The 13,718-nt window shown below is 57.8% G+C and carries 15 protein-coding genes; 11 read left to right on the top strand and 4 right to left on the bottom strand.

What is annotated here, in order from left to right; all coding sequences use genetic code 11:
* Window positions 1-2: 2 nt before the first annotated feature.
* Window positions 3-704, bottom strand: coding sequence for a nitrilase-related carbon-nitrogen hydrolase (locus RDQ42_RS05900; protein WP_054331345.1), 702 nt, complete (start codon window positions 702-704; stop codon window positions 3-5).
* 450 nt (window positions 705-1,154) lie between these two features.
* Between RDQ42_RS05900 and spoVAC the strand changes: the two genes are divergently transcribed.
* Genes spoVAC through spoVAE form a run of 3 tightly spaced genes read left to right on the top strand, consistent with a single transcriptional unit; the run spans window position 1,155 to window position 3,026 of the window.
* Window positions 1,155-1,592, top strand: a complete 438-nt coding sequence (gene spoVAC / locus RDQ42_RS05905; RefSeq protein ID WP_231357983.1) for a stage V sporulation protein AC — start codon at window positions 1,155-1,157, stop codon at window positions 1,590-1,592.
* A gap of 14 nt (window positions 1,593-1,606) precedes the next feature.
* Window positions 1,607-2,656: a stage V sporulation protein AD gene (gene spoVAD, locus RDQ42_RS05910; protein WP_054331347.1), complete on the top strand. Its 1,050-nt coding sequence runs from the start codon at window positions 1,607-1,609 to the stop codon at window positions 2,654-2,656.
* Window position 2,657: 1 nt separating this feature from the next.
* Window positions 2,658-3,026 (top strand): stage V sporulation protein AE, encoded by a 369-nt coding sequence (spoVAE, locus tag RDQ42_RS05915; RefSeq protein ID WP_353532310.1) that lies wholly within the window; start codon window positions 2,658-2,660, stop codon window positions 3,024-3,026.
* A gap of 157 nt (window positions 3,027-3,183) precedes the next feature.
* Here the strand turns inward: spoVAE and rpsT are convergent, their stop codons facing one another.
* Window positions 3,184-3,444: a 30S ribosomal protein S20 gene (gene rpsT, locus RDQ42_RS05920; protein WP_054331349.1), complete on the bottom strand. Its 261-nt coding sequence runs from the start codon at window positions 3,442-3,444 to the stop codon at window positions 3,184-3,186.
* A 131-nt stretch (window positions 3,445-3,575) separates the two neighbouring features.
* On the opposite strand from rpsT, the gene gpr reads away from it, so the two are divergent.
* The 6 genes from gpr (at window position 3,576) to RDQ42_RS05950 (ending at window position 9,009) form a co-directional block, all read left to right on the top strand.
* Window positions 3,576-4,475: a GPR endopeptidase gene (gene gpr, locus RDQ42_RS05925; protein WP_231357984.1), complete on the top strand. Its 900-nt coding sequence runs from the start codon at window positions 3,576-3,578 to the stop codon at window positions 4,473-4,475.
* A gap of 206 nt (window positions 4,476-4,681) precedes the next feature.
* On the top strand, window positions 4,682-5,755 hold the full coding sequence (spoIIP, locus tag RDQ42_RS05930; RefSeq protein WP_308588436.1) for a stage II sporulation protein P: 1,074 nt from the start codon (window positions 4,682-4,684) through the stop codon (window positions 5,753-5,755).
* A 90-nt stretch (window positions 5,756-5,845) separates the two neighbouring features.
* Complete coding sequence (locus RDQ42_RS05935) at window positions 5,846-6,151, top strand: hypothetical protein (RefSeq protein ID WP_308588438.1); 306 nt, start codon at window positions 5,846-5,848, stop codon at window positions 6,149-6,151.
* Between the two features lie 184 nt (window positions 6,152-6,335).
* Window positions 6,336-8,141: a translation elongation factor 4 gene (gene lepA / locus RDQ42_RS05940; protein WP_071427605.1), complete on the top strand. Its 1,806-nt coding sequence runs from the start codon at window positions 6,336-6,338 to the stop codon at window positions 8,139-8,141.
* Between the two features lie 95 nt (window positions 8,142-8,236).
* Window positions 8,237-8,764: a signal peptidase I gene (lepB, locus tag RDQ42_RS05945; protein ID WP_054331354.1), complete on the top strand. Its 528-nt coding sequence runs from the start codon at window positions 8,237-8,239 to the stop codon at window positions 8,762-8,764.
* Between the two features lie 26 nt (window positions 8,765-8,790).
* Complete coding sequence (locus RDQ42_RS05950; protein ID WP_071427607.1) at window positions 8,791-9,009, top strand: DUF1653 domain-containing protein; 219 nt, start codon at window positions 8,791-8,793, stop codon at window positions 9,007-9,009.
* A 62-nt stretch (window positions 9,010-9,071) separates the two neighbouring features.
* Here RDQ42_RS05950 and RDQ42_RS05955 read toward each other — a convergent pair whose 3' ends face one another.
* Both RDQ42_RS05955 and hemW read right to left on the bottom strand, forming a co-directional pair.
* On the bottom strand, window positions 9,072-9,737 hold the full coding sequence (locus RDQ42_RS05955; RefSeq protein WP_231357986.1) for a nucleotidyltransferase domain-containing protein: 666 nt from the start codon (window positions 9,735-9,737) through the stop codon (window positions 9,072-9,074).
* A 16-nt stretch (window positions 9,738-9,753) separates the two neighbouring features.
* Window positions 9,754-10,884, bottom strand: coding sequence for a radical SAM family heme chaperone HemW (hemW, locus tag RDQ42_RS05960; RefSeq protein ID WP_308588440.1), 1,131 nt, complete (start codon window positions 10,882-10,884; stop codon window positions 9,754-9,756).
* 629 nt (window positions 10,885-11,513) lie between these two features.
* On the opposite strand from hemW, the gene RDQ42_RS05965 reads away from it, so the two are divergent.
* Together RDQ42_RS05965 and RDQ42_RS05970 are read left to right on the top strand one after the other, a co-directional pair.
* On the top strand, window positions 11,514-13,388 hold the full coding sequence (locus tag RDQ42_RS05965; protein WP_054331357.1) for an LTA synthase family protein: 1,875 nt from the start codon (window positions 11,514-11,516) through the stop codon (window positions 13,386-13,388).
* Between the two features lie 59 nt (window positions 13,389-13,447).
* Window positions 13,448-13,666 carry a DUF896 domain-containing protein gene (locus RDQ42_RS05970; RefSeq protein WP_054331358.1) on the top strand — a complete coding sequence of 73 codons (219 nt, stop codon included), beginning with the start codon at window positions 13,448-13,450 and terminating at the stop codon, window positions 13,664-13,666.
* Window positions 13,667-13,718: the final 52 nt, after the last annotated feature.

The following is a 13,718-nucleotide window of genomic DNA, read 5'->3' on the forward strand; positions in this document are numbered from 1 at the left end:
GATCACCTCCCCAAATAGGATGCGTATTTTTCATACAGCGCTGGCCGCAGCCTGGCAAGGGGAGAGGCGGGGTCGCTGCTTTTTTTATACAGACCGGTGTCCAGTGAATAGAAAAGGGGGACCGAATCGTCCTCCCGCACCAAAAAACCGCCAGGGCAGGAGGCGGTCTCCACCGGGGCGATCACCGAGGTGCTGGCATTACTGACATTGACGATATACACCCCATTGTCCGCCGCCTGGAAGGCCAGCTGGCCCAGTTTTTGGCTTTGGTAGTCATAGAGGGGGATGAACTGGCTGGAGAGGATGATCTCCGCCCCGGATAGGGCTGCTGCCCGCAGAATTTCCGGCCGGTAGATGTCCACATCCACCGCCAAGAACAGGTTGCCGAACTTCGTGCGGACGATATTCAGGTCGGTGGAGCGGCTAAGCGTCCCCCGGTAGGAGAGGTTGAGAGATACCGCCCGCTGCCCGCCGATGATCTTCCCCTTGTCGTCAAACAAAAAGAGGCAAAGGTAGCCGTCGGCCACCACCCGGCTAGTGAGCAGGTAAACCCCATAACTTTGGGCATACTTTTTACAGGAAGCCAAAAAATTCTGGTTGTCCCACTGGGCGACATAGTTTTTGATATCGGAAAAAATCACCAGGTCGGTGCCCTCCACCGGAGGGGTCAGCGGCCGGGTGACACACAGGTGAATCAGCGACATAGAAACATTACCCGCCATTTCTCCGGCGCTGGGGATGGCAACGCCCACCCCGCCGGAAGGCGGGCGCTCCGACGGGCCAAGCCGCCTAAAAAATTTTTGTGGTTTGCCGCAAACCCATCTTTCCAAAACAGCCATGAGGCGGCGTTTGTGCCGTGGCATCCACAAATCAACGGTGTGCCAGGCAAGGGAACCAATGGGTATAAAAGCTGTTTGAAATACTACTTTATTATAGCAAAACCCCAGGGAAATTGCGATAGGATTTTTGCGGATTTCCCCTCTGAGGAGCGCCATCGGATGAAAAACAGCGAAATTTGCCGAATCTCCGTTTCGGTAAATACAGCCACCCTCACTCCACCCTGCGGCGGCGGGGATTCTTACATAGTTTTTGAAAAGTAGGATACACTAACGGCGAACGCATCCCGTTTAAAAGAACAATGAGGTGAAAAAACCATGACCAACAAGGATTATGAACAGCTCAACAAGAAGGCGTCGCCCCCTTCCAAGAGCTATATCAACATCCCCTACGCTTTTCTCATCGGCGGAATCATCTGCACCTTTGGCGAGTTTTTAAGCAATACCTACCAGGGGATGGGAATGGACCAGGACACCGCAGGGGCGGTAGTCAGCGTGACCTTGGTCTTTCTGTCCGCCCTGCTGACCGGGCTAAAAATCTATGATAAAATCGCCAAACACGGCGGCGCAGGAACCCTGGTCCCCATCACCGGCTTTGCCAACGCTGTGGTCTCCCCGGCGCTGGAGTTCAAAAGCGAGGGGATGATCTTGGGCTTGGGGGCCAAGATGTTCGTCATCGCCGGGCCGGTTATTGTGTACGGCATTAGTGCCAGCATCGTATACGGCATCATTATATTCCTGTTTAAACTGTATTAAAGGAGGGAAACGCGATGTCGTCTAAACTTGGAAAATACACCTACCGGATGGACAACCCGCCATCGGTGCTGGCCTACGCCGCCATCGGCTCCAAAAAGGAATCGGAGGGGCCTCTCGCCAGTTATTTTGACATTATCAACGAAGATACTACCTTTGGGGAAAAGTCCTGGGAAAAGGCGGAGAGCCGCCTCCAGAAGGATGCGGTCAATAAGGCCCTGTCCAAAATCCAGCTGAGCACCGGGGATATCGACTGTGTGTTTGCCGGCGACCTGCTCAACCAGTGCATCGGCGCCACCTTTGGCCTGCGGGAGATGGGCATCCCCTTTGTGGGGATTTACGGAGCCTGCTCCAACATGGCGGAAGGGCTGGCCCTCTCCGCCCTCATGGTGGACGGCGGGGCGATGAAAAAAACCATCGCCGTCACATCCTCCCACTTTTGTACCGCAGAGCGGCAGTACCGCTTCCCCTTGGAATACGGCGGCCAGCGCCCCCTGACGGCCCAGTGGACAGTCACCGGCTCCGGCGCGGCCATCGTGGGGGAGAGGGTGTCCCCCCCTTATATTAAGGCGGTGACCCTGGGCTGTATTGAGGACTTGGGCATCAAAGACGCCAACAACATGGGCGCGGCTATGGCCCCTGCGGCGGCGGCGACCATCAAGCGCTTCTTTGAGGACACTTGCACCGTCCCGGATAACTACGACCTGATTTTGACCGGCGACCTGGGCCAGGTGGGTTCCGATCTGCTCCACCAGCTTTTGGAGCGGGAGGGCTATCACCTGGGCAAAAAACAGGCCGACTGCGGCCTGCTCATCTACGACCGGGAGACCCAGGACGTCCACGCCGGTGGCTCGGGCTGCGGGTGCAGCGCCTCGGTGCTCTGTTCTTATATCCTTCCCGCAGTCAAGGACGGGCGGATCAAAAACATGCTATTCGTGGCCACCGGTGCCCTTTTAAGCCCCACCAGTGTGCAGCAGGGGGAATCCATCCCCGGCATTGCCCATTTGATCCACCTTTCGGCGGACGACGACACCAAAACCCGCCCATCCACCGCAGGAGGTATGTAATATGGAACTGTTTTTGGAATATCTGAAGGCCTTTGTGGTGGGCGGCGCCATCTGTGCCATCGGCCAAGTGCTCATCGACTACACCAAGCTGACCCCTGCCCGAATTTTGGTCTCCTTTGTGGTGGCCGGCGTGATTTTGGGCGGCCTGGGTGTGTATCAGCCCCTCATCGAATTTGCCGGGGCGGGGGCCACCGTCCCCTTGACTGGATTCGGCTCCCTTTTGGCCAAAGGGGTGAAGACCGCCGTCCAGGAGAAAGGGCTCCTGGGGGCGTTGACCGGGGGCTTCACCGCTTCTTCCGCCGGCATCGGCGCCGCGGTGTTCTTCGGCCTGTTGGTCGCCCTGATCTTCAAGCCCGGCGATAAGGCGTAAACAAAAAAGCGGACGGCATGACACAGGTGGTCACAGCGGTCCGCTTTGTATTTTCTCGCCCTAGGGGATTTTGTTGGCGTCAAAGGACGCAAAAAAGCAGTCCCGCACACGGCTGCGAGGCTGCTTGATTTTGCCTTGATGCAGGATCTAAAGTCCATTAGCCAATTGCATTCAGCTTGCTGGCCAGTTTGGACTTCTTTCTAGCTGCGCAGTTTTTGTGGAGCAGGCCTTTGGCGGCAGCTTGATCAATTTTCTTTATTGCAAGCTTAACAGCTTCCTCTTTATCCTCGGCTCCGGTGGAGAGAGCGACATCCGCTTTCTTCAGAACGGTTTTCAGGTAGGATCTGGTAGCTTTGTTCTGCTGGGTTTTGGTGGCAATCACCTTGACTCTTTTCTTAGCAGATTTGATGTTCGGCATCGTTACACCTCCTTACTCTACATGACAGTACAAGTTATAATACCATTTTTTTAATGGAATTGCAACTGGATCTGAAAGATTTTTCAATTTTTCAGACAAAAATATTTTACCATAAAGGAGCGGTCAGTTCAATGGGAATTCGCACAGATTTGGCCATCGAAAGCACAAAAATAGAGGGGGGAATCCCCCAAAAAGGGGTGGAAATTGACCAATACCGGGGGGGAGAGCTCTCTTTTACCGCAGTGGAGGTAAAAACCCGGGAGGCAGCCCAGGCCATCGGCAAGCCGGTGGGCCGGTATATCACAGCGGAGCTTTCCTCCCCCAGCGACCTGGCTGAAGCCCGGACTGAGGAAGCGGCCGCCATCGCCGGGGAGCTGCGCCGCCTACTGCCCCAGGAGGGGACGGTTTTGGTGGTGGGCTTGGGCAACCGGGAAATCACCCCCGACGCCCTGGGCCCCTTGGTGATCTCCGACGTGCTGGCCACCCGCCATTTTGAAGGGCGCCTTATGGAGGAGAGCGGCCTTTCCTCCCTGCGGCCGGTGGCGTCCCTGGCTCCCGGGGTGCTGGGCCAAACAGGCATGGAGACCGGGGAGATCATCCGGTCGGTGGTAGGGGAGATAGAGCCGGCGGCGGTCATCGCCATCGACGCCTTGGCGGCCCGGTCCCTCTCCCGGCTGGGGTGTACCATCCAATTGGCGGACTGCGGCATCGCCCCCGGTTCCGGCGTGGCCAACCGCCGCAAAGAGTTGAGTCAGGAGACTTTGGGGGTACCGGTGATCTCTATGGGCATCCCCACGGTGGTAGATGGGGAGACCCTGGCCTTTGACCTGTTATACCGGCCGGAGGGAACCAGCGAAGAGAGTATGGAGCAGCTGCGTCAGATGTTCCAGCCCCAGGGCCGGTCGATGATGGTCACCCCCCGGGAGGTGGACCAGATGGTGGAGCGGGGGGCAAAACTCATCTCCATGGCCATCAATCTGGCCCTCCAGCCGGACCTTTCTGCCGAGGAGATCACCTACCTGCTGGCCTAACTGGCTGGCCTGCGCCCACCCCGCTAGGGGAGAAAATCCCCAGGCAAGGGCTTGTCATATCCGCCGGGTGAACTGAATATCCATGAGGGTAGACAGGTCGCTTCAGACCGAGTGCAGCGGACGTGGAGGGTGGACAGTTGAGAAGGAAAAGACAGACAAATCCCAAGGGAATCCTATCAGTTCTAGCCCTCTTGGCAGCGGGCCTTATGATGTTGCCCCTGGCCAAGGGGATCTCCTCCACTGCGGCAATGCCTGCCCTGGAGGAATTGACCCGCCAGGCGGCATTCCTCTCGGTGGCGTTATCCATGCCTGAAGGGGGGATCGCCCTGTTGGAGGAGCGGTTCAATTCCGAATTGTTCACCAAGGATGAAGTCCCCGATCCCCTGCCGGAAACGCCGGTGCCCTCCCCCAAGCCCAGTGAAAATTCCAGCAGTGCCCAGCCGGAAAAGAAAAAAGATCCGCCCCCTGAAATTGAGGAGAGATACCGGGGCAACATATCGGAAGAGGATCTTTCCGGGGCCGGAGGCGCGGCGCTGATCGCGGCAGGCAACGGGAGAATCCGCAACTATACCAAACTCACAGGGGAGCGAATCGCCGCCGAACTGGAGAAGCCCATCGATCTGGGGCTTGTGCCAGGCGGACCTCAGGTGCTGATCATCCACACCCATGCCACCGAGAGCTATGAGGAGTATGACACCGGCTATTACGATACCCGCAACGGCTGGCGCAGCACCGACGACAGTGAGAATATGGTAGCAGTGGGCAATGCCTTGGCCAAGAAGTTAGAGGAAAATGGCATTGGGGTCATTCACGACGCCATGCAGCACGATTACCCGTCCTACAACGGCTCCTACCAACGCAGTGCTGAAACCATCAAAAAGCACCTGGCCCAAAACCCCAGCATTCGCATCGTGCTGGACGTCCACCGGGACGGTATCCAGCGCACCGACACCTTAATTGTCAAACCCACCACAGTGATCAATGGGCGAAAGGCGGCCCAGCTGATGATCATTGCCGGGTGTGACGACGGCACCATGAATATGCCGGGTTGGAGTGAAAACCTCCGGTTTGCCGGCCGGCTGGTGGACGCGGTGGAGACCGATTCCCCCACCCTGATGCGCCCGGTGATGTTCTGCTACCGCAAGTACAACCAGGATCTGGCCCCAGGCTCCCTGCTGCTGGAATTCGGCAGCCAGGCCAACACCTTAGAGGAAGCCATTTATACGGCGGAACTGGTGGGTCAATCCCTGGCCGACCTCCTCCACGAGCTGGGGGTGTAGGGGGCGTAGCGCCTTGCATAGTCAGGCCGGGGATGCCTCCGGCCCTCTTGTAAACTGTGTTTTAAGAAAGCAAAAGGATGTGAAAGACCAATGAGACAAAAACTGCGGGGCTTTGCCGCCGCCTTTTTTCTGACCCTCCTTTTTGTGGGTGGGATAGCGGGGATGACCGCCGTGGGATACCAAGCCAGTCAGGCCCTCCCCGCCGACGGTTGGGTGGAATTGGCCCGGGAAGGGGAGACGCTGCGGCTCTCCCTTTCCGGCAAGGAGTTCTCCTTCCGCATCGCCCCCCTGGAACAGCTGCGCCATCTGGTGGAGCAATACCCCACCGTCTTTATCCCCCGGTCGGTGCGGTTCATCGTGGGGGTGCTGGCTTTGGCGAAGCCCCGAATCCCGTAAAAGTAGGGGAAATGCAGGGAGAATTTACAAAGCGGCAATTGCGCTGGGGCGGGAATATGTGCTACAATGATTGCATTGCAGGCGTCGGGGAAACATCCTGGCCGCAGGCAGATGATGGGGATACCGGAAGGGGTTCCCCGGATCTACATAACATTCAAGCAGAATAGAAAGTGGAGTAACAACAATGTCCAACAGACGTGAAAATATCCGTAACTTTTGTATCATTGCCCACATCGACCACGGCAAAAGCACTTTGGCCGACCGGCTTTTGGAGTGCACCTCCACCGTGGCCCAGCGGGACATGGAGGAACAGCTCCTGGACAATATGGACATCGAGCGGGAGCGGGGCATCACCATCAAGGCCCGTGCGGTCAAGATGCTCTACACCGCTAAGGATGGCAAGGAGTATGACCTGAACCTGATCGACACCCCCGGCCATGTGGACTTCAACTATGAGGTCTCCCGGTCGCTGGCCGCCTGCGAGGGGGCGGTCCTGGTGGTGGACGCCTCCCAGGGAATTGAGGCCCAGACGCTGGCCAACACCTACCTGGCCGTGGAGCATGATTTGGAGATCGTCCCGGTCATCAACAAAATCGACCTGCCCTCTGCCGACCCGGAGCGGGTGGCCCAGGAAATTGAGGATGTCATCGGCATCCCCGCCTTGGATGCGCCCCGGATCTCCGCTAAAAATGGCATCAACATCGAAGAGGTGCTGGAGCGGGTGGTCGCCGACATCCCCGCCCCCAAAGGGGAGGAGGACGCCCCCCTCAAAGCCCTCATCTTCGACTCGTATTATGACAGTTACAAAGGGGTCATCGTCTATGTCCGGGTGATGGATGGGGTCATCCGCCCCGGCATGCGCATCCGCATGATGTCCACCGGCGCAGAGTTCACCGTGGTGGAGACCGGGTACCTGACCCCAACCAGCCTGCGCCCCGCCAAGGAGGTTTACGCCGGCCAGGTAGGCTATATCGCCGCCAGCATCAAAACGGTGCAGGATACCGCCGTGGGCGACACTGTCACCGATGCGGACAACCCTGCCCTAGAGGCCCTGCCGGGTTACCGCAAGGTCAACCCCATGGTGTTTTCCGGCATCTACCCGGTGGATGGCGCCAAATACCCCGATTTAAAGGACGCCCTGGAAAAATTGCAGCTCAACGATGCCTCCCTCAGCTATGAACCGGAGACTTCGGTTGCCCTGGGCTTTGGTTTCCGCTGCGGCTTTTTGGGCTTGCTTCACATGGAGATCATCCAGGAACGGCTGGAGCGGGAATACAACTTGGACTTGATCACCACCGCCCCAAGCGTGGTGTATAAGATCCATCTGACCAACGGGGAGACGGTGGAGATCGACAACCCCACCAACTACCCCGACCCAGCCCTCATCGCCTCGGCGGAGGAGCCGATGGTCAAGGCCAGCATCTTTACCCCCAGCCAGTATATCGGCAACATTATGGAATTGTGCCAGGAGCGGCGGGGCGTCTACTTCGACACCAAATACCTGGACACCGACCGGGTAGAGCTCCACTATGAGCTGCCCCTCAATGAGATTGTCTACGATTTCTTCGACGCACTCAAATCCCGGACCAAGGGTTACGCCTCCTTCGACTACGAATTGGCGGGCTACCAGCCCTCCAAGCTGGTCAAGCTGGACATCCTCCTCAACGGGGAGGTGGTGGACGCCCTCTCCTTCATCGTCCACGCGGACAAAGCTTACAGCCGGGCCCGCAAAATGGCGGAAAAGCTCAAGGAACACATCCCACGCCAGCTGTTTGAGGTGCCCATCCAGGCGTCCATCGGCGGCAAGGTCATCGCCCGGGAGACGGTCAAGGCCATGCGCAAGGATGTCCTTGCCAAATGCTATGGCGGCGACATCACCCGGAAAAAGAAACTGTTGGAAAAACAAAAGGAAGGCAAAAAACGGATGCGCCAGCTGGGCTCGGTGGAAGTGCCCCAGGAGGCGTTTATGGCGGTCCTCAAGCTGGACTAAGCCCCGGTTTGCCCTCGTTCATCCCGGGGGATTGGCCAAAGCCCTTCCCCCGGTGCCCGTATAGGGGAGAATTTTGACGGCCTTGGAGGCGCAGTATGGACAATCAGCAAAAGTTCCGAAAAATTATGAAGGAATGGGTCATCCCGGTGGTGCTGGAGATCATCGTTGTCCTGTTCTTTGTCAAAAATGTGGCGTTCCTCATCCGGGTGCCCACCGGCTCGATGATCCCCACCATCGACGAAAAAAGCTGGCTGGTGGCAACCCGCATCCACAACCCAGAAAAACGGGTGGAGCGGGGGGACATCATCGCCTTTTACTCTGACGAGCTGGACAAGATGCTGATTAAGCGCTGCATCGGCCTGCCGGGGGAGACGGTGGACATCGACGACGACGGCCAGGTCTACATCGACGGCGAGCTGCTCAACGAAGAGTATGTGGTCTATCACTCAGGGGTCAGCGGCCACTTTGAAGTGCCTGAGGGGAGCTATTTCTTCCTGGGGGACAACCGGAGCGGCTCGTTGGATGCCCGGTTCTGGGAAGACCCCTATATCCCGGCAGAGAAGGTCTACGGCCAGGCCCACTTTACCCTTTGGCCCCTTGACAATTTTGGGCCGCTGAAATAACCGGATAGGAAAAGGAGGAACCCCCGTTGGAAGAGACCATCCGCCCCGGCCGGTACCGGCACTTTAAAGGCAAGGAATACCGGGTGCTGTACACCGCTACCCACAGTGAGACCCTGGAACCCTATGTAGTCTACCAAGCTCTGTACGGGGAGGGCGGCATATGGGTTCGCCCCGCCTCCATGTGGAACGAACTGGTGGAGCGGGACGGCAAAGCCATCCAGCGGTTTACCTTTATAGAAGAATAACGCCTTTCATGGCAAAAACCGGGCTGGGATTTCATCCCCAGCCCGGTTTTTTCATGGATAGATCATGCCCCTTTTCGGATCAAATCCCCTGCCCAAAGGAACAGCCTCTCCGACAGCGGTTCCAGCTCCCCTTCGGCCAAAGCCCTCTTTTTGAGGGCGAGGGAGATTTCCAGGATGCCCCGGTCCTCCGGCGAAAGGAGGGGGAGAAGGTCCCCCTGCCGGCGCAGGTATTGGCCGGTCACCCCAAAGTGCTTGGCCTGGAGGACAAAGGCCGCTGATTTGTACAGCCCCTTCAGGATGGAAGGATCCTGTTCATGGAGCATGTTGTGGACGCACATGTGGTAGATGTTGCAGGCGCCGATGCACACAGCCCGGTCCACATCTTCGGGGCCGATGCGGGGGAGAAGTTCATCTAGGCTCCCCCAGACCGGGGTGGTGTCGTGGTAGAACTGGAAGAGGTCGGAGGGTTCCCAGCCCAGCAGCTCCCCTTTGCCGGAGAGAAACCCGCAGACCTCTGCCCGGTGGGGGAGGGCAGCTAAAAGGGCCTGGTAGACCTTGATGTCCCGGGGGGTGAGCTGGTCCAGGATGACCACCACGTCGATGTCGCTGTCCGGGCCAGCCTCGCCCCGGCCGTAGCTCCCCTGCAATCCGATACAGTAGACCCGCTCGCCAAATGCGGCGCGGACAGCTGCAGTGAACTCCTCCATCCAGGGTGTGATGGAAACCATAGAAAACGCCTCCTTTTTAATTGCAGTTGGTGGATTCGGATAGAATCAGCCGGGCGATGACTTCGTTGGAGACGAGAAACCCTTGGGGGGTCAAGGCAAAGCCCTCTTCGGTGGCCCACAGGAAGCCCCCGGCCTCCAGCGGCCTTGCCCGGCGGATAAACCCGGCGGGGTCAAACTGGGGGTAGCGGATTTGTGCCTCCCGGAGGGAAACCCCTTGGGTGAGCCGCAGCCGGAGCATCAGGTACTCCTCCAAGGAGCCGCCGGGCCCGTCGTCTACCGCCAGGGAAAAGGGGGATGGAGCAGCCGAAAAGGATTCCACATCCCGGGGGAAATAGAACCGCCGGCCGTCCAGGCAGGAATGGGCCGAAGGCCCGACGCCCAAATAAGGCTCTAGGAGCCAATACTTCAGGTTGTGGCGGCTTTCGAACCCGGGGCGGGCGAAGTTGGAGATCTCATACTGCCGGTAGCCCAGGGACTCCAACCGGTCCACCGCCCGCAGGTAGATGTCCGCCTGAAGATCGGGGTCAAAGTCTTCCTCCCGGTAGCGGGCGGCGAAGGGGGTGCCCGGCTCGATCTTCAAAAGGTAGGCCGAGATGTGCTGTACCCCGGTATCGGCGCAGAACTGGATGGAAGTTTCCACATCTTCCGCCGTCTGCTGTGGAATACCCAGCATCAAATCCAGGGAGACATTTTGGAACCCGGCGCGGAAGGCGTCCTCCACCGCGGTCCTGGCATCTTCCGCCGTGTGGCGGCGGCCCAGGATTTTCAGCTGGGAGGGGATGGCCGATTGGAGGCCGAAGGAAACCCGGTTGAACCCCGCTGCCTTCAGCTCCCGCAGGGTGCCCTGCAGGGTGGAGTAGGGGTTGGCTTCCAGGGTGATCTCGCTCCCGGAGCTGAGGCCGTATTGGGATGAGGCCGCCTCCAGGATGGCCCCCAGCCGCCGGGCCCCCAATAAAATGGGGGTACCGCCGCCAAAGTAGAGGGTGTCGGCGTTCCGGGGGCCGAAGGGGTTGTCCTTCAGGGCGCGGATCACCGCCTGGGCATACCGGTCCATCCCCTCTTCCCCCGCCGGCAAGGAGTAAAAGTCGCAGTATGGGCACTTAGACACGCAGTAGGGCACATGGACATAAAGACCGATGGTTTCCACCGAATCCCCTCCTTTTGTGGAAAATTCCGGCGCGGCTGGAACCGGGGAATTGCCCCCACAGCTGCACCGGGGAAAAGCCATTGGAATAAAATGCCTAAAATAACAAGAGAGCCGCTGCGGGTGGAAAAAACAGCCCCCGGGAGAGCAGGATTCCCCCAAGGGGAAAAACCAGCCGAATCCACCGGTTTTCCCGTGGAGTTGGGGTGAAACCCATTTGACAACCGGTGGTTTGGAGCATACAATTCAAGGGGAACCGGTGCTATTTCCCGCAGAAATCCTCAAGCGGGTTCCCCGACCCTTAAGTTCTAGGCGACTCTTCAGGGGGTGCTGGGGTTCGTTCCTATTTTGTGAAAGGGCCTGGCTGTGCAGAAGCATGTGCTGGCCAACAGCGGTTCTGCGTTATGCGCTTCCCCGAGGGAAGGCTATGGTTTTACAGGCCGGATGGTCAAAAAATCCCGGAAAGGCTGTTTCCTTATTATACGATGGAATAAACCGCCGGTCAATTGCCCACCTTTTGTAAGAAAACAGAAAGAAAAACCACATTTGAATGTTCACAAATCTGTGGTTTACTGGTAATAGAGAAAATCCCATCTGCCTATCCATGGCGCCGGGAGAAAGGAGGCGCTCCAATGAAACTTTCACTGCCGCAGAAACAAAATGTCCACGAAAAAAATGCCCTCTTATTTTTTGGTTTTCCACTCTTGTTAAATATTGCTCTGTATTGTAACGTCATTTTTTCCAGTGGCCAGGTGGACTGGAGCTTCAGCCCCCGTGTCCTGGTTCAGTTCGCATTGTCCACTGGATTGCTGACCATTCTTTACGCCCTTGTGACCACCCTCTTCCCCAAGCCCTGGATCACTGCTTCGGCGGTGGGGGGAGTGTTCTACGTGGTTTCCCTGGCGGACTGCTTTAAGAAAAACAGCTTGGGGGTCCGCATCTCCATGGACGATCTGAAGATGGTCTTTAACATCGCCGACCTGTGGAGCCCCCGGGGCGGACAAGGGGCGGGGATGGCCATTCAGCCGGTGTTCTGGCTGACATTTGCCGCGCTGACCGGCTATGTGGCCCTCCTGTGGAAGGAAAAAGTCCACCTGCCCATCGGCGAAGGCACCCGCCGGGCAGTCTGTGCTGCCATGGCTACTGTTTTCTGCCTCCCTTTTCTGGTGCCCCAGTTGGCGTACGCCGTCTTTCAGCCCCAGATCAGCGGTTACGGCGAAGCGGCTACCCACCAGGAGAATTCCTCCCCCCTTGGGGTGGTGGACTGCCTGATCGGGTCCCTGTATTACGATACCACCCCGCCCCAAAGCGACCTGGATTACAATTACAACACGGTGAAGGCCATTCTGGACGGCTATGAGCCCACCGGGTCGGTACCTGCCAGCCGGGAACTGCCCGACGTCATCGTGGTGATGAGCGAATCCTATTTTGACCTGAACCGGGTGCCCGGTCTCACCCTTAATGAGGATATCTACAAAAACCTGAAACGGATGCAGCAGAAGGGCACCGGCGGCAGCATTGTGGTTCCCGCTTACGGCGGCGGTACCTCGGCGACCGAGTTTGAAGTGCTCAGCGGCACCAGCAATAGGGCCCAGAACAACACCAAGGCCCCTTACAACTACGTAGGGGATGGCAAAAACCTGTGGACTTTCCAGGATTATTTCTCCAGTTTGGGGTACCACACCAATTTTGTCCACCCATATAAAAGCTATTTTTACAACCGGGAGAAAGCCTTTACTGCTATGGGTTTTGACCGGCTGATGTTTGAGGGGGATTTGACCATCACTCCCGAACCTTATCCCCGGGACATCCACATGAGCGATTACAACCTGTTCCGCCAGGTGCGGGAGCTGCTGGAGGAGAACACCACCACACCGGAATTTATCTACACCACTTCGGTGCAGAACCATTCCCCTTATGTGATGCTTTCCGACAGCGACCGGAAGATCGTCACCAGTGACCAGCTGTCCGACGAGGAGCTGGAGAATATCAATGCCTACGCCAACGGCATCGCCGACACCGACAAGGCCTTAGGGGAGCTGCTGGATTATATTGATCAGCGGGAAAAACCCACTGCCCTTCTCTTTTTTGGAGACCATCAGCCCCTTCTGGACGGATGCAAACGCCTAGCTACCAAGGAAGGGGAAGACGTCTACAGCAACCTGGACAATCTCACCACCGAGTTCGCCATGTACACCAATTTTGCTGACACCCTCCCCAGCCAAAAATGCGACGCCGACGGGGAGCGGATCTCCGCCTTCTACCTGATGACCGTCTTCACCCGGTACCTAGACCTTCCCCAGACCGCTTACATGAATTTCCTGACCGACTGCCGGGAAAGCCTGCCGGTGCTTTCCGCCCGGTTGGAGGTGACCAAAGGGGACGCGGCCACCGCCCAGGAGATGCGGGACAAGCTGGTCATCCTCTCCTACGACCGTCTGATGGGCCGGCGGTATTCCTCCACAGAGCGGGACGGAGAAGATCGGGCATCCAGGCTGTATTTTTAGGGGAATTTCTGGTATACTGGATACCAAAGGGCTCGGCCCGAGGAAAAAGGAGATATTCCATGGAAGACAAAAAGATCCAGCGTATCAACGAACTGGCCCGCCAGAGCCGGGAACGGGAATTGACCCCCGAGGAAAAGGCGGAACAGAAAGCCCTGCGGGAGGAGTATATTGCCGCGTTTCGCAGCAATCTAAAGGCCCAGCTGGACGCCACGGTAGTGGTCCGGCCGGATGGGAGCCGCACCCCTCTCAAACAGCGCAAAACCGAACTCCCCAGCTAACAAAAAGGCAGAATGGCCAAAATCCATTCTGCCTTTTTTCGTTCTGTCACAA

Origin of the sequence: uncultured Merdimmobilis sp. (assembly GCF_902471145.1) — a bacterium.
In the GTDB taxonomy this organism is placed as follows: Bacteria; Bacillota; Clostridia; order Oscillospirales; family Ruminococcaceae; genus Merdimmobilis; species Merdimmobilis hominis.

Bases quoted from the DNA above. Each gene is read 5' to 3' on its own strand.
- RDQ42_RS05900 (WP_054331345.1), bottom strand. From the start codon at position 704: ATGTCGCTGATTCACCTGTGTGTCACCCGGCCGCTGACCCCTCCGGTG.
- spoVAC (WP_231357983.1), top strand. From the start codon at position 1,155: ATGACCAACAAGGATTATGAACAGCTCAACAAGAAGGCGTCGCCCCCT.
- spoVAD (WP_054331347.1), top strand. From the start codon at position 1,607: ATGTCGTCTAAACTTGGAAAATACACCTACCGGATGGACAACCCGCCA.
- spoVAE (WP_353532310.1), top strand. From the start codon at position 2,658: ATGGAACTGTTTTTGGAATATCTGAAGGCCTTTGTGGTGGGCGGCGCC.
- rpsT (WP_054331349.1), bottom strand. From the start codon at position 3,444: ATGCCGAACATCAAATCTGCTAAGAAAAGAGTCAAGGTGATTGCCACC.
- gpr (WP_231357984.1), top strand. From the start codon at position 3,576: ATGGGAATTCGCACAGATTTGGCCATCGAAAGCACAAAAATAGAGGGG.
- spoIIP (WP_308588436.1), top strand. From the start codon at position 4,682: ATGATGTTGCCCCTGGCCAAGGGGATCTCCTCCACTGCGGCAATGCCT.
- RDQ42_RS05935 (WP_308588438.1), top strand. From the start codon at position 5,846: ATGAGACAAAAACTGCGGGGCTTTGCCGCCGCCTTTTTTCTGACCCTC.
- lepA (WP_071427605.1), top strand. From the start codon at position 6,336: ATGTCCAACAGACGTGAAAATATCCGTAACTTTTGTATCATTGCCCAC.
- lepB (WP_054331354.1), top strand. From the start codon at position 8,237: ATGGACAATCAGCAAAAGTTCCGAAAAATTATGAAGGAATGGGTCATC.
- RDQ42_RS05955 (WP_231357986.1), bottom strand. From the start codon at position 9,737: ATGGTTTCCATCACACCCTGGATGGAGGAGTTCACTGCAGCTGTCCGC.
- RDQ42_RS05965 (WP_054331357.1), top strand. From the start codon at position 11,514: ATGAAACTTTCACTGCCGCAGAAACAAAATGTCCACGAAAAAAATGCC.
- RDQ42_RS05970 (WP_054331358.1), top strand. From the start codon at position 13,448: ATGGAAGACAAAAAGATCCAGCGTATCAACGAACTGGCCCGCCAGAGC.